At 39.4% G+C, this 16,936-nt stretch carries 16 protein-coding genes; 12 read left to right on the top strand and 4 right to left on the bottom strand.

Going from position 1 to position 16,936, the window contains the following annotated elements; all coding sequences use genetic code 11:
* Complete coding sequence (locus tag LAV82_RS09085; RefSeq protein ID WP_499715924.1) at positions 1-837, top strand: formate/nitrite transporter family protein; 837 nt, start codon at positions 1-3, stop codon at positions 835-837.
* A gap of 215 nt (positions 838-1,052) precedes the next feature.
* Here LAV82_RS09085 and LAV82_RS09080 read toward each other — a convergent pair whose 3' ends face one another.
* Complete coding sequence (locus LAV82_RS09080) at positions 1,053-1,379, bottom strand: cyclic-phosphate processing receiver domain-containing protein (protein WP_025749520.1); 327 nt, start codon at positions 1,377-1,379, stop codon at positions 1,053-1,055.
* A 461-nt stretch (positions 1,380-1,840) separates the two neighbouring features.
* Here LAV82_RS09080 and LAV82_RS09075 point away from each other — a divergent pair, with 461 nt between their 5' ends.
* From LAV82_RS09075 to LAV82_RS09045, 7 genes are all read left to right on the top strand, one after another.
* Positions 1,841-2,818: a carbohydrate kinase family protein gene (locus LAV82_RS09075; protein WP_029325030.1), complete on the top strand. Its 978-nt coding sequence runs from the start codon at positions 1,841-1,843 to the stop codon at positions 2,816-2,818.
* 408 nt (positions 2,819-3,226) lie between these two features.
* Positions 3,227-4,090, top strand: coding sequence for a GRP family sugar transporter (locus LAV82_RS09070; protein WP_013055866.1), 864 nt, complete (start codon positions 3,227-3,229; stop codon positions 4,088-4,090).
* A gap of 263 nt (positions 4,091-4,353) precedes the next feature.
* Positions 4,354-4,800, top strand: a complete 447-nt coding sequence (locus LAV82_RS09065; protein WP_499715923.1) for a VOC family protein — start codon at positions 4,354-4,356, stop codon at positions 4,798-4,800.
* A 99-nt stretch (positions 4,801-4,899) separates the two neighbouring features.
* Positions 4,900-5,037, top strand: coding sequence for a hypothetical protein (locus LAV82_RS09060; protein WP_170959564.1), 138 nt, complete (start codon positions 4,900-4,902; stop codon positions 5,035-5,037).
* Between the two features lie 166 nt (positions 5,038-5,203).
* The gene (locus LAV82_RS09055; protein WP_499715922.1) at positions 5,204-6,337 is read left to right on the top strand and encodes a DUF2087 domain-containing protein; all 1,134 of its coding nucleotides are present in this window, start codon (positions 5,204-5,206) and stop codon (positions 6,335-6,337) included.
* A 62-nt stretch (positions 6,338-6,399) separates the two neighbouring features.
* Entirely contained in the window at positions 6,400-7,722 is a 1,323-nt protein-coding gene (locus tag LAV82_RS09050; RefSeq protein WP_199866500.1) for an MATE family efflux transporter, read from the top strand.
* 110 nt (positions 7,723-7,832) lie between these two features.
* Complete coding sequence (locus LAV82_RS09045; protein ID WP_055989084.1) at positions 7,833-8,468, top strand: cupin domain-containing protein; 636 nt, start codon at positions 7,833-7,835, stop codon at positions 8,466-8,468.
* Positions 8,469-8,519: 51 nt separating this feature from the next.
* Here LAV82_RS09045 and LAV82_RS09040 read toward each other — a convergent pair whose 3' ends face one another.
* Positions 8,520-9,350 (bottom strand): LCP family glycopolymer transferase, encoded by an 831-nt coding sequence (locus LAV82_RS09040; protein ID WP_211078262.1) that lies wholly within the window; start codon positions 9,348-9,350, stop codon positions 8,520-8,522.
* Positions 9,351-9,426: 76 nt separating this feature from the next.
* Positions 9,427-9,798, bottom strand: a complete 372-nt coding sequence (locus LAV82_RS09035) for a PilZ domain-containing protein (protein WP_034270461.1) — start codon at positions 9,796-9,798, stop codon at positions 9,427-9,429.
* A gap of 497 nt (positions 9,799-10,295) precedes the next feature.
* On the opposite strand from LAV82_RS09035, the gene corA reads away from it, so the two are divergent.
* The gene (corA, locus tag LAV82_RS09030) at positions 10,296-11,267 is read left to right on the top strand and encodes a magnesium/cobalt transporter CorA (protein ID WP_013055874.1); all 972 of its coding nucleotides are present in this window, start codon (positions 10,296-10,298) and stop codon (positions 11,265-11,267) included.
* A gap of 39 nt (positions 11,268-11,306) precedes the next feature.
* On the opposite strand, the gene LAV82_RS09025 is transcribed toward corA, so the two are convergent.
* Positions 11,307-14,495 carry a S8 family peptidase gene (locus LAV82_RS09025; RefSeq protein WP_499715921.1) on the bottom strand — a complete coding sequence of 1,063 codons (3,189 nt, stop codon included), beginning with the start codon at positions 14,493-14,495 and terminating at the stop codon, positions 11,307-11,309.
* Positions 14,496-14,949: 454 nt separating this feature from the next.
* Between LAV82_RS09025 and LAV82_RS09020 the strand changes: the two genes are divergently transcribed.
* The 3 genes from LAV82_RS09020 to LAV82_RS09010 all read left to right on the top strand — a co-directional run bounded on the left by LAV82_RS09020 (position 14,950) and on the right by LAV82_RS09010 (position 16,330).
* Positions 14,950-15,459, top strand: coding sequence for an SUKH-4 family immunity protein (locus LAV82_RS09020; protein ID WP_231101795.1), 510 nt, complete (start codon positions 14,950-14,952; stop codon positions 15,457-15,459).
* A gap of 132 nt (positions 15,460-15,591) precedes the next feature.
* On the top strand, positions 15,592-15,870 hold the full coding sequence (locus LAV82_RS09015; protein WP_377535827.1) for a YesK family protein: 279 nt from the start codon (positions 15,592-15,594) through the stop codon (positions 15,868-15,870).
* A gap of 1 nt (position 15,871) precedes the next feature.
* The gene (locus LAV82_RS09010) at positions 15,872-16,330 is read left to right on the top strand and encodes a GNAT family N-acetyltransferase (RefSeq protein ID WP_499715919.1); all 459 of its coding nucleotides are present in this window, start codon (positions 15,872-15,874) and stop codon (positions 16,328-16,330) included.
* The last annotated feature ends 606 nt before the right edge of the window (positions 16,331-16,936 follow it).

The raw sequence follows: 16,936 nt of genomic DNA, 5'->3' as shown, positions 1-16,936 counted from the left end.
TTGTTTAAGAATTCACTGCAGTCAATGAATGAGTTAGCCCGTGAAAAGACGAAGCTTGTGAATGATCATTTGCCGAGTTACTTGCTGTTAGCGGTGCTAGCAGGTGCTTACGTAGGACTTGGAGTTATATTAGCTCTATCGGTAGGAGCGCCTTTAGCCTCTGCTTCTTTACCGGTTGTTTCTCTTGTGATGGGGTTATCTTTTGCTGTTGCTTTACTGCTTGTCGTATTTGCAGGAGCCGAACTGTTTACCGGAAATCACATGGTGTATACGGTGAGTACGCTATCGGGAGTCACTACATGGAAAGATACGTTCAAAAACTGGACGTGGTGCCTAATTGGAAATGCGATAGGAGCGTTTGGGCTTTGTTTGTTAATTACCGGAACCGGTTTGTTTAAAGGAATTGAACCGGATCATTTACTTATGACGCTGGCAGCTAAAAAAATGCATTTGCCGGTCAGTGAATTATTTTTTCGCGGCATCCTTTGCAACTGGCTTGTTTGCCTGGCAATTTGGACGGCTGCGCGCACTAAAAGCGATGCCGCAAAGATCATGCTTATTTTTTGGATGCTGTTTGCATTTGTTACTTCAGGATACGAGCACAGCGTGGCAAATATGACGTTTCTTGGTCTAGCTTTATTGCTTCCGCATTCTGATGCGATTTCGGCTGCTGGACTATTTCATAATTTAATTCCTGTTACGCTCGGAAACATCGCAGGGGGAGGACTGTTTGTAGGAAGCCTCTACTGGTTCGTGAACGCTAGGCAGCTAAAAGAAGCTAAAAAACAGCCGGCTGCTCTCTCAGCTGACTTGGATTCTGCTAAACTGTCTAAATAGCAAAAAACCGCTCTTTGTACCATATAGTCTGCTTTTTAAAGCTATCATCACGGTATTTTAGAGCGGTTTCTTCTATATAATATAAACTGCTTAAAGCGTATTCACATCTATACGTATCGAACAAGCAGTATCGTTCTTCATTTTATAGAAACAGGATGTCTGTGAGAATTGAATCGGACAGATTCTGTTGAAATGAATGTGTGAGGGTGCAGGTATCATCGAAGAGGCAGAGGGCATCTTAGAATTTTAATGTTGTTTGGCATTTTATGCTCTTTTTGAGCGTCCTTAAAGCAGTTGTACATTGCTTTGCTGCCTGAATGATTAGCGGAGTGAATCGTAATTCGATCGGCATATAAATGATGCTTTACCATAAAATGCACGAGCATTAATCCATTCCGTGTCTTACTCAGTAAATCGTGATCGAGTGATAAATGTTCAACATCGAATGATCTTAGCAGATCAATACATTCATCAATCGTTTCGGCTAAAACATGACCGTCAGGGCATTTGCGATAGTCGTCTAGAAAAACATTGATTTTCATGACTGATTCTCCCTTCCTTGCCTTGTATTTAGTGTAACATACATAATGTCATATACCTACCTAAGTCTATTCGACACATTTTACTGCACTCCTTCTTAAATAGGGGTAAAAACACGAATCTTTATCATTATTTGCATATTCGCGGCGAATAAAGAGGGAATAAGGAAAGAGATGTCGAACGAAAAAAGAATAAATAAACAGTTAAAACTGGACATTGCTTTTTTTATCCCTCTATCTTTATGTAAGAAGGCCATTTTAACCCTAGATTTTACAAGGGATGGAAGGGGATTAACCAATAAAAGATTGTCAGAAAAAACTATCATTTGCGATTTTTTTAAAATAAATTGGAAATTTCTCTTTACGAAAAAGATGGTTGGGACGTATAATTTGATTTAAGGATTTTTTGGAACATAGTATGACAGTATGACAATATGACAAAAAAGAAAAGTAAGGTGAATAGAATGGGTAAGTTATTTAGTATCGGTGAAGTATTAATTGATATGATTCCAGCTCAAAAAGGTCTTCAATTGAAAGAAGTGGAATCGTTTACGCGTGTGCCAGGGGGAGCGCCGGCAAACGTTGCGGCAGTTGTTGCTACATACGGTAATGAGTCAGCGCTTATTACAAAAGTTGGAGAAGATGCGTTTGGAGACTTTCTAGTAGATACGCTTCGTGAAGTAGGAGTAGGTACTGATATGGTCTATCGTACAGAAGAAGCAAACACAGCTTTAGCTTTTGTTTCCCTGCGTGAAGACGGAGAAAGAGATTTCAGCTTCTATCGTAATCCTTCAGCAGATTTATTACTAACAGAAGACGAAATTAACCCTGATTGGTTTGCAAGCAACGATGTTCTTCACTTCTGTTCGGTTGATTTAGTTGAAAGTCCTATGAAATACGCTCATATGAAAGCGATTAAAAGCATGAAAGAAAAAGGCGGCGTTATCAGCTTTGATCCAAATGTACGTCTTCCACTGTGGAAAGATCATGAGCTATGCCGTCAAACGATTTTAGAATTTATTCCTCAAGCGCACATTGTCAAAATTTCAGACGACGAGCTGTCGTTTATCACCGGCATTGAAGATGAACAGAAAGCGATTCAGTCTCTGTTTACAGGTGACGTTCAAGTAGTTGTGTTCACAAAAGGAGCAGAAGGCGCGACGCTTTATACAAAACAAGCTGTCTATGAATCAAACGGTTACAAAGTAGCGGTTGTTGATACAACAGGTGCAGGAGATGCGTTTATTGGCGGATTCCTTTATCAGCTATTAAGCCGCGATGTGTCACAAGAAAACTTAACGGCCATCCTTGACCGCGACCACGATGCTATTTTGCGTTTTGCAAATGCAAGCGGTGCCTTAACGACAACTGGAAAAGGTGCGATCAGTTCAATTCCAGCCAAAGAAGTAGTAGAGCAATTTTGTAAGCCTGTAGCTAACTAAAATGAAAAGGCTTTATCTCTTCTTATTTTCAATCAGCAGAGGCGCTAGTTTCTGCTGATTGCAGATCACATAAGAGGGAGAAGCGAGCTGGGGAGCAAGAAGAAAAAAATTTTTTCTGTTTTTAAAAAATAATCAAAAAAATTTCTAGCTAAATAATAAATGTTCGTGTTAGTATAATACGAGCAGCGAGAAATAACAGTTTTACCACTATTTATGAAAACGTTATATATTTATCGATGTAGAAAATTTAATAGGATCAAAGAGCAATCCTATTAAATTTTCTAGACCTTTTGGGGAATATTCAAGGGAGTATAAGTGCTTGGCCCTTAGCCCTTGATAAAAGAAAAGCAGCAGGTTATTACGTATCACGTACATAGATTAGAAATAGGAAAGTAGGTTAAGAGAAAGATGGATATTTTGCTAGGTGTTCTTCCTTCCGTTGCGTGGGGAAGCATGATTTTAGTTAGTATGAAGATGGGCGGTGGACCTTACAGTCAAACGCTGGGAACAATTATTGGAGCTTTGATTCTTTCATTTGTTCAGTTTATGATTGTGCAGCCGGTGTTAACGCCAACGCTCGTTATTGTCGGAATTGTTTCAGGTTTGTTCTGGTCAGTAGGTCAAAGCAATCAGTTTAAAAGTGTTCCATACCTTGGCGTTTCAAAGTCAATGCCGATTTCAACGGGTATGCAATTAGTATCAACAGCTCTTTTTGGTGTTATTGTATTTAAAGAATGGTCAACGCTTCAAACGATTGTACTTGGGTCTATTGCGATTCTTTTAATACTAGCAGGCGTTGTGCTTTCTTCATTAGACGGTAAAAAAGAAGGGGCACAAGGGGCTCCGGGACAAACAAAAAAAGGAGTTATCACTCTTATCATTTCAAGTCTTGGATTCTTAGTTTACGTAGTTATCGCACGTATCTTCAACGTAGACGCATGGGCAGCTCTATTCCCGCAAGCAATCGGTATGTTAATTGGGGGCTTAATCATTACATACAAACATAAGCCATTTAACAAATATACGATTCGCAATATCTTACCAGGGCTAATCTGGGCATCTGGAAACATGTTCTTATTCTTATCTCAATCAAGACTAGGCGTAGCAACAAGCTTTTCATTATCGCAAATGGGTATCGTTATTTCAATTTTTGGCGGTATTGTCTTCTTGGGAGAAAAGAAAACAAAGCGTCAATTATTTTATGTATCTCTTGCGAGTGTACTGATTATTTCAGGCGGTATCTGTATCGGTCTCGCAAAAGCACACGCATAACTTATCGATGTAGAAAAACCCCCATGGCTAGAGTGCAGCCATGGGGGTTTTTCTAGACCTAAGGGTTTGAGGCACCCCTTGCGGGGTAGCCTCAAACCCATAGTCAAAGTCAAGATCAAAACCTTAGTGCTCTTCTGAATTTCAAAGCTGTATGTTCCTGTTGAGTGTTTCTCGTTCTTAAGACTGATGATTTTTCATTCTTTGTTAGGAAGCTGTTTGGTGTGAGATGGCTTATAGTAGGAGAAAAGGATGGAGGGAAGGCTATGATTAAGAGTATTTATGAGACGCATGTGCAGGTTCGGAATTTGGAGGATTCGATTGAATTTTATAGACGTCTTGGGCTGACGTTTGTTCATAAAATTGAAGAGAGGCGCTGTGCTTTTTTCTTTGTTGGGGAACAAAAGCAGATGCTCGGGCTTTGGGAAACAGATGAAAAAGAGTTGAAAAGGAGTCATTTTGCTTTTGGAATTGAAGCAGCAGATATTCATGAAGCGTTAACGTGGCTGCGTTCAAAAGGCATTGAACCGGAAGAGACGTCGTTTGGAAAGCCTCAAACAGAGCCGATTGTTCATACGTGGATGCCGGCAGCGTGCGTTTATTTTAATGACCCTGACGGTAACCGCTTGGAGTTAATTACGCTTATAGATGTATCTAAGGATTTTCCATATTTAAGTGAATGGAACAAAGAGAACCGGAGGGGATTATTTTAGCCGAAGTGAAAACGAACCATTGATCAAAGTGTTTGATTAGTGGTTCGTTTTTTTTGTTATGGTTAACGTAGGTTTCATGTATGTAGGTCTTTCTAGCAGTTGATTGGAGGGCAAGGCGAAGACTCCTGCGGGAAAAGCGGAACAGGTGAGACCCCGCAGGAGCGCAAGCGACGAGGAGGCTCACCGGCCGCCCGCGGAAAGCGAAGCCTTGCACGGAAATCAACTGCGGTGTCATAAGCGATCTATATGAGCTCATGTATCCTATTTGTTCGAATTTAGGTTGGGTTCATTTCGTTATGTTTCAACCTTTTTTGTGTATCATAAACGTAAGTTTGACATAATAATAAACATATAATATATTTGTTTATAAATTAATAAACAAAATAGAAAGGTGTCTATTTAAATGGTAAATGACTTGTTTTGGGAATCATCTTTTGAAGATATGAAGAAAGGGTACGGGGAAAGCGAAGAGCACTATCACTGCTTACTGTGCGGTGAAAGTATTGAAAAAGGCATTATTTATCCAGTGGAAGGTGTTTTTTATGAAGCAAAACGTTATATGAAGCTTCATGTTGAACAGCAGCACGGGTCTGTGTTTCATCATTTAATAGAGCTAGATAAAGATGTAACCGGTCTTTCTGATCATCAAAAAAATTTAGTGAAGTTTTTTAAAGAAGGAAAAAGTGATAGTGATATTCAAAAAGAAATGGGAATCGGCAGTTCATCGACCATTCGGAATCACCGCTTTACGTTAAAGAAAAAAGAGCGTCAGGCAAAAGTGTTTTTAACGCTGATGGAACTGTTAAACGACGGGGAAGAAGAGAAGGCGGTACCCGTAACAAATACTGCGCCTAGAAGAAGTCAGCGCTACAGCGTCAGTGATGAAGAACGTGAAAAGATTTTAGCGAAGAATTTTCCGCAAGGTTTAAACGGACCTCTTCGTACTTTTCATTTGCAAGAAAAACACCGTCTTGTTGTTCTTGAAGAATTAAGCGGGCATTTTGATTTCGGTAGCACGTATACCGAAAAAGAAGTAAATGATAGGTTAGCACCTTTTTATGACGACTATGCGGTGCTGCGACGTTATTTAATTGAGTACGGTTTTTTAGAGCGCAGTGCAGATGGAAGCAGCTACTGGAGAAAAGGAGAGACAGAGATGAATACCGATTCAAAAGACTATAAAAAACAAATGAAGCAGCTAGCGAAAGAAGTAAAAACAGAAGGCGGCGTGTATCAAATTAAAAACCTTCACAACGATAAGATTTACATTGGCTCTACGCCTAATATCAAAACGTTAAACGGCGTAAAGTTCACGTTAAAGATGAACACTCATCAAAATAAAAAGCTTCAAAACGAGTGGAATACCTACGGAGCAGATGCTTTTTCAATTGAGATGCTGGAAACGATTAAAAGAGAAGAAGAAAAAGCACTTTCAAAAAAGGATTTGCTGAAACTGGAAGCGAAATGGTTAGAGAAGCTGCAGCCTTACGGCGAAAAAGGCTATCATTCGCCGAAAGCTGATACAAAGGAGAAATAGGTGTGAAGAATCAAGGTGTGAAAAGTGAAGTAGTGGAGTCAGAAAAATCCGTCAGTAAGCTGATGCTTGTGTTTTTGATTCCGCTCATGTTAAGTAACGCCATGCAGTCCGTTGGGCAGCTGGCGGGAAGTATTATTGTCGGAAGAGCGCTTGGAGTTGATGCGTTAGCCGCTATTTCCGCGTTTTTTCCTCTGTTTTTTCTGCTTGTGTCGTTTTCAATTGGAATTGGGTCAGGAAGTTCCATTTTAATCGGGCAAGCGTACGGGGCGCAAAATGAAAAACGAGTCAAAGAAATTATCGGTACCACGCTCACGTTTACATTTTTAGTGGGAATTGTGCTTGCTGTTTTGGGAAGCATATTTGCTCCGGATATTCTTCGGATTATGGGAACGCCGGTTAATATTATTGATGTAACGGTTCACTATGCGCGCATTTTGTTTGTGGCAATTCCTGTTTTGTTTTTATACTTTGTTTATACGACGTTTATGCGCGGAACCGGAGACTCTAAAACGCCTTTTTACTTTTTAGTTGTGAGTACGGTCTTAAACATCATTTTCCTTCCAATTTTAATTTTTGGATGGATCGGAGTGCCGAAGCTTGGAGTGTACGGCGCTGCGTACGCAACGGTGTTTTCAACTGTATTAACGTTCATTATTATGATCGTTTATTTACGCAAGAAAAATCATCCGTTAAAGTTTGACTCATCTATTTCATTAAAAATGGACGGAACGCTTTTAAAGCTGCTTATGCGTTTAGGGATTCCAGCTAGTATCAACATGATTTTAGTTTCTCTTTCTGAAATCGCGGTCATTACGTTTGTAAATGGATTTGGCTCAGACGCTACAGCAGCGTACGGAGCGGTGAACCAAGTGGCAAGCTATGTACAAATGCCGGCAATCAGCTTAGGAATTGCGGTTTCTATTTTTGCGGCGCAGTCGATCGGTGCTAATAAATTTGAGCGTTTAAAAGAAGTTATTCGCTCTGGAATTATGCTGAATTACGTTATTGGCAGCGTATTGATTTTACTTATTTATCTCTTTTCTAATCAAATTTTAGCTTTGTTTTTAACAAGTCAGCACACGCTCCATATTGCCGAAGAGCTTTTAGTGATAACACTTTGGAGCTATTTGATTTTCGGTCATGCGCAAATTATTACCGCTACGATGCGAGCAAGCGGTACGGTGCTTTGGCCTACGGTATTTAGTATTATGGCTATTTGGTGTGTAGAAGTACCCGTAGCCTACGTGTTATCGCAGTTTACACCTCTTGAAATCAAAGGGATTTGGATTGGATATCCAGCGGCGTTTGTTGTCAGCTTAATCCTGCAGTACAGCTATTATCAATTTGTATGGAAGAAAAAGAAAATTGAACGTCTTGTCGGATAAAAAACGAGTGGAAACGCTCGTTTTTTATTTTTCCTAATTAAAACACCCTTAGCTAAGAGTTTTAATAGGATAGTGCATATAACTTTTTGATGAAAAGAGGGTATGACACTATGAGTAAATCTGGATTTGTGCCGGATAATTCAAATATTAAAAAAAGCTCAGGAACGCCTAATCTGTCAGTGAACTATAAGCAAAACGTCCTGTTCAAACGAAATGATCAAAATATAGCGTATCAACTAACCTCAACTCAGCTGCCTGCTATGCTTGGAGGTGCTTTTGTTGATTTATATATGACGAAAGGGCATATGAGAGAACCCCACTGGCATCCAAACGCGTGGGAATTAGATGTCGTCGTTTCAGGTGAAGTGCAGGTGTCTGTCTTGGATCCTGATACAAGCAGCATGCACAATTACCGGATAAAACAAGGGGAAGTTGTGTTTATACCGATGGGCTGGTGGCATTGGATTGAGCCCTTATCGGAAGAAGCGCATCTTCATCTCTTTTTTAACAATGATCAATTCGAATCTACAGAAGGATCCGACGTGCTGCGCTTAACACCTCCGATCGTGTTTCAAAAAGCATACGGAGTAAGCGCAGGCGAAGTAGCAGAAGCCGTAGCGCCAATTACGGATACGGTTGTGATTGGGCCGCCTAATGATCATTCTTCTTATAAGAAGGGCTATGAACGTGATGAAAAAGTTGTTATTAAAATAAATGAAAAAGTAGTGCGTGCTGAAGATAAGTAGCATAAAAAACCATTGAGCCTATGGTCAATGGTTTTTTTCGTTAGGCGTTTTTTATAAAAACAGCTCGTTACGTTCTAAGTGCTTGTACAGCCGCGTTGTGACTTGTTTTTGGTTCCATTCGTTTTGCGGAAACTGCTGCTTGTCTACGTGAGAAACGGCCGGTTTGTAGGTTTTTTGAATCCGTTTGATATCATTAAAGGTTGCGTTGGTTTCAATGTGGTCAGCGAGCGTAAATACAAGAGAGTGCAGCTTTGCAACATTGGGAACCGTAGCTGCTTGGCTGAAAATGGCTTTCGCGACGGACAGCTGTCTTTCATGCGCAGTAAAGATGTCTTGCTCATTACGCTCCTTTAAAAAAACAAGCGCTTCTTCTCCGTTAAGGCGAATCGATCCTTTTGGAAAAACAATGTTGCTATGTTCAAAAGCACGTTTGTTTGTGACGATAATGCCGCCTAATTTATTTACAGCATCGACGACTGACTGCTGATCCATTTTGACATAATAATCAACAGGAAGCTTTGCGTACGTTTCGACGTTCTTTACGACAGCATTCATATTTTCTCGGTGATAAATGGTTCGCAGTGTTTCATTGCCAAGCTGAGTTGACCCTGGCAAGTGGGTCATTTTTATTGATTCATGCTGTTTATTAACAGTCATATACACAAATGACGTATTTTGATGGTTTTCTTGAACTAAAAGCAGGGAAAACGGTTGCCCTTTTTTTAAATTGACGTGTGTTTTGTTACCATGCTCAAGCGGTACATATGTTTGATCAACGGCAGCTTTCACCGTATGATAGCCTGCAAATGTGATGCTGACAAAACTGACGAGTAAAAATAGTACGAGACCGCCAATCCACTCTTTTTTTGCTTTGCTGCTCATCGTCTCACCTTTTTCTATCGAAGTCGTTCGTAGTATTGCCATCTTAAAAGGGGAGTAAAACAAATGAGCGCTATTTTTATTGCGTATCTTGCTTTTTCTTGGCGTAGGTTTTGAGCTCTGTAATTAAAATCGCTTGTTCTTCCACATCGTTAAACGCTTCGATGCCATAAAGGTATTCGGTGTGCCGTTTTTCTTTCCACACGCAAAGTCCGGTAATATGGATGGGTTTTTCATTTAAATAAAAGCTGATTTTCAGCTGGATTTGATGGTTAAAAATAGGTAAATCAAGCGGCGTAATTATTTTGATTCCTTTCGGTGAAAGGTCGATAACAGACAAAGGACCTGGCTTAGAATCGATTTCTTTGTTGTCGTATTTAGCAATGGAAAACGTTCCAACAATGGGAGTCTCAAATAAAAAGCGAAACGGTTCTTCACGTTTAAAATGCATGTATTATCAGTCCTTTTCGTAATCTAAGTTTGTTAAGTAAGTATTCGATGAAAGTCTAAAAATTCCTACACGTTTTTCCACATCACCCATATAATGTTTATCGGTGTAGAAAATCTCATATGACCAAAGATCGGCCATGGCAGATATTGTAGACCTTTGTGGAAAGATTCAAGCGGTCTTAGTTATCGATTGCCGATTATAACTGCTTTTATAGTATCGGAAGTTTTGTTTGAAACTTTAAATAGAGAGGGAAAGGTTTTGAAAAAAGCGCTACGCTAGAGTTAGATTGTATGTTAAAATTAAACTTTGTGAAGTAGCTGTATTACAAGTCAGCGTTCCTTCAACTAATTAGGAGGTGAGATGAATGGGCACTGATGACCCCATTTCGATGAAGGTTACTGCAAAACAAGATAGGGGCAACAAAGGTGTATATGTTCCTCTCATTTCAACGAAGGAAAATACTCCTTAATGCCTCAATGATGTGAGGTGAAAAATCAATGATTAAAACATACTTATATGATGATGAAACAAAAGAAATGGTAACGAATCTTGATTTAGGAGACGTGCATGAAAAATTGCGCAATCCTGACAATTTGCTGTGGATTGATTTATATGATGTCCACGGACAAGAGCTTGCTCAAATTGCTAAATTATTCGATTTTCACCCATTGGCAATTGAAGACTGCTTACACGACAGTCCTCGCGCTAAAATGGATGATTACGAAGACTATAAATTTTTCGTTTTTCACGCGCTTCGCTATAACGAAGAAAGTGATGACGAGATTACGACGCTTGAGTTAAATGCCTTTGTCGGATCCAACTACGTAGTGACGATTCATAAACATAAAATGGGCTGGCTTCGCAAAATGGATGCTGTGTGCTCACGCTATCCAAAGTTTATGAACCGCGGCGCCGACTTTTTACTGTATGCTTTGATTGATGGCATCACGGACGAATACTTTCCGATTTTAGACCGAATTGACATGCGTATTGATGAATTAGAAGATGAAATCTACAACAAAGAGGTCCGCGGAGTGACGGAAGAGTTCTTGGCCTTAAAAAGAACGATTATCTTAATCCGTCGCGTTATTCTGCCTCAGCGCCGAATTTTCTTAACGGTGAATGGAAAGTGGAAATTCGACATACGAGAAGAAAATGTTCCTTTCTACATTGACTTGCTTGACCACTTAGAGCGTATTGTAGACTCTGCTGAAACATTTAGAGACCTCGTAAACAGTGCACTTGATACGTATTATTCTATTACCAATGCAACTTCATCTGAAAAGCTGAACGTCTTAACGCTGATTTCAACGATTATGCTTCCGCTGACGTTCGTAACCGGATTTTTTGGGATGAACGTACCGATTCCATATCAAAATTCCCACTGGGCTACTGCTGTTATTATCGTTATGTTAATTGTGTTAACGTGGGGAATGTGGAAATATTTTAAAAACAAACAGCTTTTATAACCAAAAGGCACTTGGCCATAAGCCAAGCGCCTTTTTTCTTTATTTTGTCACCGTTTTTGTTGTTGCTTTACTCGTATTGTTCGCTTTGTCTTTTGCGGTTACGCTTAAGACTGTTTTTTCTTTTTGCTTTTTAATTTTTACTGAGTATTGCCCTTTGCTGTTAGCAGCAGCAGAGCCAATGCTTTTTTTGTTTACTGTTACCGTTACGGTAGCATTTGCTTCTGCTTTACCTGTTACAGCCGTGCTTTTTGTTGTGACAGCATTTACGCTTGGTGCGGCAGGGGGAGTTTTATCGCTCACTTTTACAGTCGTAGCTTTACTTGTGTTGTTGGCAGCGTCTGCTGCTGTTACGCTGATTGCTGTACCTGCTTTTTGTTTTTTAATTGTTATGCTGTACTGACCTTTTGCATTGGCTTTTGCTTTGCCGATTTCTTTGTTGTTCACTTTCGCTACAACAGATGCATTTGCTTCAGCTGTTCCTTTAATAGTTGTATCCGCGTCGCTGACTGGATTTACTTTAGGGGCATTTGGAGCAATAACGTCACGCACCGTTACTTTTACTTCTTCACTTTCTTGTTTTTGGCTGTTTGTAGCCGTGATGTACAAGACTGTGTTTTCTTTTTGTTTTGGAATTTTCACTTTGAACGCGCCTTTTGCATCAGCTTTTGCTGAAGCAATCACTTTCTTAGCGCTGTTTTTAACATTTATCGTAAAATTCGCTTTAGACGTTCCTGTTACGTACTCATCTTTATTCGTTACGGCTTTTACCGCTGGTTTGGCAGGTGCTTTTTGAACAACTGCACGAATGCTCGTACTTGCTTTTCCATTTGTGACAACCACTTGTAAAACGGTATCAGCTTTTTGAGCTGGAATGTTCACAGAGAACGTATTTTTTGCATCAGCTTTAACTGTGCCAAGTGTTTTTGAGCCGTTCATTACTTTAACAGTTGAACCGCTTTGAGCTTTACCTGTAATAAATTTTTGCGTGCTGACAAATGTATTTACCTGCGCTTGCAGCTGCTGTGCACTTACCGCGCTGTACGCATTTAAACGTCCCCATCCTGATACGTAATCGTAGCCTGGAGCAGGGGGCTCTAACGGACTTTCTTCATCATCGTATACAGGAGCATCTTTTTCATCGAATTTAATATCTTTAGCTGTATCCGTTAGGCGTTTTTCAACGTCTGTTGGCTTTAAGCCTGGGTTTTGTGATAGCAATAATCCCGCAACGGCTGCCACGTGAGGTGTTGCCATTGATGTTCCGCTTAAATAAGTGACGTTCCCGTCTGGAACAAGACTTGGAATATCAGAGCCAGGAGCTGTAATATCTAATCCTTTTCCATAGTTTGAGTAGTCAGATACGATATCTAAACGGTTTGATGCGCCTACTGAAATCGCATAGGCAGATGAAGCAGGGTAAGAGAGCTCTTCCATACCGTCGTTTCCACTTGCAGCTACAACCGTTACGTTATGATCGTATGCGTATTTTAACGAATATTCAAGCACGCGGCTGTAAGATCCGCCAAGGCTTAAGTTAATGACTTTTGCACCGTGATCAACCGCGTATTTAATACCGTACGCAATTTGTTCTGTATCTCCGCTTCCAGATGCGTCTAGAATTTTAACCGGTAAAATTTTAGCGTGAGAATTAATGCCGGCCATTGAATAGTTATTGTTTGCAGAGGCTGCGATAATACCTGCTACGTGAGTTCCGTGTCCGTTGTCGTCAGTTGCATTCGACGAACGATCCACGTAGTTATAGCCTGTTTTTGTATCTACCACGCCTTTTAAATCAGCTAGTGATGAATCGACGCCCGTATCCGCAACGGCAATAACCGTATCTTTTAATTTTTGACCGTTTAGTAATTTTTCAAGCGATTCGTATTGAATATCGGCATGTTGCGTACCGTCATTTTTACCCGTATTGTTTAATGACCATTGATACGGATATTGTGAATCCATCGAAAGAGCGTGATACTCTTGAACCGGCTCGATAAATTCAGTTTCAGGAAGTGCCTGAATTTGTTTTGCCGTCATTTTACCTTGAGCAGATGACGTGCTGAAGCTTTTTGCATTGCTGTCATCTAATTGAATAACAAACATATTATCAAAAGAAGCAGCTGATTGTTTTAATGGATTAATAGATTCAATGCTTGCTGATTTTGACTGTGCTTTTGTTTTGAATGATTTAGCATTTGCACCATCTTTTAATTTAACAATATAGCGAGTTTCAGCTTTTGTTGAAACGCTGTTTGCGCTCACTAACTTAGCTCTTACTAATACAGACGATACGTTTAAGTCCGTTACGTCTTTTAATTTTGTCTGTGCTGCTACTTTTTCTAAGTCTTTCTTTAAAGCAGTCGGAACGGATTTATAAGCGATGCTGTATAAATCATTGATTGCTTTTTGATCAGCACTTGTAATCATATATGTGCTTGATGCGCCGTTTTTCGCCACATCTGTAAATAGACCCTTTAGCTGAACTAAATCTTTGTATACTTGTTCACGCATCGATTTATCGATAATCATTTTAGAGCTGATAAACGGAGCGGCTTTGTAGTAAAGAGAAGAAAGGTCTTTTCCGCCTGCTGTTTTTGAAAGCACAGCGTCGCGAATCGTACGCAAATCTTTTAAAATACCTTTTCCGTTTTCTTTTTGGCTTGTACTTAATTCAGCCGGGCATTCTTCTTCCATCATTTGAGAAGGAGGAAGTGAAGCGCCTCCATAGCTGATTGTATATGGAACTTCTGTTTTTTCTTCCGGCTGTGGTTCTGGAGAAGTTGAACCATCTTCCGCATCTTCTTCAATCATGCCGTCTTCGCTTCCATAATACTCAACTTTCACGTAATAAGGGCCAGTCCAAGCGATTGGAAAATCAAGCTGAGCAGGCTCATCTTTGTAGGAGTATCCCATATAACGGTCAAATGCCACGTTGTTTTTGGCATTTTCAAGACTAGAGTAAACCGTGATGTTTACTTCATCATCACTTTGAAGCTTAATTCGGTAGTGTGAAAACTTTGCTACATCTTGCTTAGAAGAATTAATTTTGTACCAATGTGTTTGTTCTGGTTCTGTAAATGTTCCTTTTGCTGCTTTACCAATGCTTAATGTTTTTTCGTTAGCAGGAGGATTGCCTGCCGCTTGTGTTTTCAGTAAGCCTAATTGGCTAAAACACAAGGTGAACATTAAAGCAAAAGCAATAAAACGATAAATTGACCCTTTTTTCATGTTAAACCTCCAAAAAAATATAGTAAAAAACAGGAATTACATACCTATTAAACCATAAAATTTAAAAAATTGTAAATAATTACTGTTACTTATTTTATTATTTTGTCAAGTTATTAATCTCGCATAAGAAATGGTGAGATAAGTCCTAGTTGTAAAAAGTAGAAAAAATTGGAATAATAAAGATTGAGCCTGTTTATAAGAGGCGAGAGTACGCTGAAAAGGGAAGAAGGGAATGAGAATTATTTTTCAAAGCAGAATTCACTGGAGAAAATCTGATCGGTTTCTTTTTACCTGTGTTTATAAAGAGAAAATCGGGCTATATAAATAAAGATTGGAAAAATTTTCAGTCTAATTAAGTTCATTTGTAGCATATAATACGAGCTGGATTTCTTTTATAATAAACAAAAGCAAAGAAAGAGCAAATGGTGAAAAGGAGTGAAAGAAGTTGTCAAATGTGATGCAACGACAGGAAAAACGAATGAAGTTTGATGCCGAACAGCTTGCACCCCTTGATATTGATAAAGAGACAAAGAAGTTGCTAACAGAAAAAGGATTGCCCAAAGAAGCTTCACCATTTCTAGAGTTCGTTTCATCCAAAGGAAAGCTAACAACGCTATGCGAAACATTTGAGTTATCATCTCGCTACCAGCACTATTGGTTTTTAGGAACAACAGGCGCTGGAGATCCAATTTGTCTTCATCAAAAAAACGGTTCGGTTGTGCTGCTCGATACGTCCAACGATGACTGTGAGCGTTTTATTAATACAACTTTTCCGCAGTTTTTAGCATGCTTAGATGTGTTTGAAGAGCTAGTAGAAGAAACGATTCAAGCTAACGGAGAATCTGCATACTTAGAGAGACACATTCCTGCTGAGGTGCTGCAGCGATGCAAAAAACGTATGAATGAAATTGATGAAGCTTGCTTAGCCCCTTATTCTTTTTGGTTCAAAGAACTTTCTTTTTAATATAGTAGAAAAATAGACATGACCGTTTTGGTCATGTCTATTTAGTTGTGGCTGCAGGGCTAGATAGAATAAATAAAAATGATAGTATATAATGGATATAAATTCCTTTTTTGAAGAGGGAGGAAGGTGTAAATGATTTCTTTATTTGTATTAATGGGTGCTTTCTTTGTGCTGCTTGCTGGTGCGTCGTATTTCTTCTATAGAAGGAACTCGCTCATGCAGTACGGAATTTCACTTAGCAGCATGCTAATAAGCATATTTCTATTTCTATATAGCATATTTGGAGTTGGCGGCTTTGAAGGAATGGGTCTGGGTGCTTTAGCGGCTGCTTTGTTCTTGGCATCGGTTCTGAGCTTGTTCGTCAGTGTTCTTTTTAACATCATAAATAGACACGGGAAAGGTGCTGTGTGAAATGGGAGAACTAACCTTTAGAGAAGCAGTGCGGGAAGATTTAGATCAAATTGTTGGAATGCTCGCTGATGATATGCTCGGAAGCAAACGAGAGCGCTACGAATTACCGCTTCCAGACTGTTATGTTCAAGCATTTCAGGCAATTGATGCGGATCCAAACAATGAACTGATTGTCGCATGTAAAGATAGTGAAGTAATAGGTGTTCAACAAATAACCTTTACGCCCCACATTGCACGACAAGGCGGGTGGAGAGCAACGATTGAAGGAGTTCGAACCGCTTCGTCACAGCGCGGAAAAGGGGTTGGATATCAGCTGATTACATGGGCGATTGAACGAGCGAAAGAACGTAACTGTCAGTTAGTACAATTAACAACTGACAAGGAACGGTCAGAGGCTTTGCGTTTTTATCAAAAGCTTGGATTCACAGCTTCTCACGAAGGATTAAAGCTTCATTTGTAATTCGCTGTTAATGGTTGTATCCCTGTGGTAAGAATTTTTTGATTAAAATGAATTTTTTAGTTTAGTTCAATTGAAACGTGGTATACAAATAGTACAGAGCCAATAGAAATTTTTCTAAGGCTACTGTGAAAGGTAAATACTTAGCTTCATGAAGGGACTGGTTTCGTTTTGGAATACTTAACAGCAACTTCAGCAAACGTATTACCTCACATGAAAAGCAGATATTCTGATCTGACAATTGGCACTCTCGTTATGAACCGATATACGTAGCGAAAGGGCCTCACAAGGGCAAATGAACATGAAATAATTAGCATGATATGAAGGGAAGAACCTGCATCAGTTTTGATGCAGGTTCTTTTTTGTGAGATGCGGCAGGAAATCTTATACAAAATTTTGGAAGGAATTTATATGTAAAATCTATAAGTTAAGTATGGTAAGTTATTTTACCATCACGGATGAAATCATACATACAACAATTATGAAAGAAGCTAAAAGTCAGCTGGAGCATTACCGTAAGAAAATCCTCAAATGAAGGCATTACAAAATTTCTTATAACTTATTTGACACCTAAGGTATAAAAGAGTATATTTATGTTAAACATAGTAA

Source organism: Bacillus sp. ILBB4 (assembly GCF_035064545.1).
Taxonomy (GTDB): domain Bacteria; phylum Bacillota; class Bacilli; order Bacillales; family Bacillaceae_H; genus Priestia.
The sequence above is the reverse complement of the archived record's forward strand: the minus strand, read 5'-3'. Positions and strand labels throughout refer to the sequence as shown.

Bases quoted from the DNA above. Each gene is read 5' to 3' on its own strand.
- LAV82_RS09080 (WP_025749520.1), bottom strand. From the start codon at position 1,379: ATGAAAATCAATGTTTTTCTAGACGACTATCGCAAATGCCCTGACGGT.
- LAV82_RS09075 (WP_029325030.1), top strand. From the start codon at position 1,841: ATGGGTAAGTTATTTAGTATCGGTGAAGTATTAATTGATATGATTCCA.
- LAV82_RS09070 (WP_013055866.1), top strand. From the start codon at position 3,227: ATGGATATTTTGCTAGGTGTTCTTCCTTCCGTTGCGTGGGGAAGCATG.
- LAV82_RS09065 (WP_499715923.1), top strand. From the start codon at position 4,354: ATGATTAAGAGTATTTATGAGACGCATGTGCAGGTTCGGAATTTGGAG.
- LAV82_RS09055 (WP_499715922.1), top strand. From the start codon at position 5,204: ATGGTAAATGACTTGTTTTGGGAATCATCTTTTGAAGATATGAAGAAA.
- LAV82_RS09050 (WP_199866500.1), top strand. From the start codon at position 6,400: ATGCTTGTGTTTTTGATTCCGCTCATGTTAAGTAACGCCATGCAGTCC.
- LAV82_RS09045 (WP_055989084.1), top strand. From the start codon at position 7,833: ATGAGTAAATCTGGATTTGTGCCGGATAATTCAAATATTAAAAAAAGC.
- LAV82_RS09040 (WP_211078262.1), bottom strand. From the start codon at position 9,350: ATGAGCAGCAAAGCAAAAAAAGAGTGGATTGGCGGTCTCGTACTATTT.
- LAV82_RS09035 (WP_034270461.1), bottom strand. From the start codon at position 9,798: ATGCATTTTAAACGTGAAGAACCGTTTCGCTTTTTATTTGAGACTCCC.
- corA (WP_013055874.1), top strand. From the start codon at position 10,296: ATGATTAAAACATACTTATATGATGATGAAACAAAAGAAATGGTAACG.
- LAV82_RS09025 (WP_499715921.1), bottom strand. From the start codon at position 14,495: ATGAAAAAAGGGTCAATTTATCGTTTTATTGCTTTTGCTTTAATGTTC.
- LAV82_RS09015 (WP_377535827.1), top strand. From the start codon at position 15,592: ATGATTTCTTTATTTGTATTAATGGGTGCTTTCTTTGTGCTGCTTGCT.
- LAV82_RS09010 (WP_499715919.1), top strand. From the start codon at position 15,872: ATGGGAGAACTAACCTTTAGAGAAGCAGTGCGGGAAGATTTAGATCAA.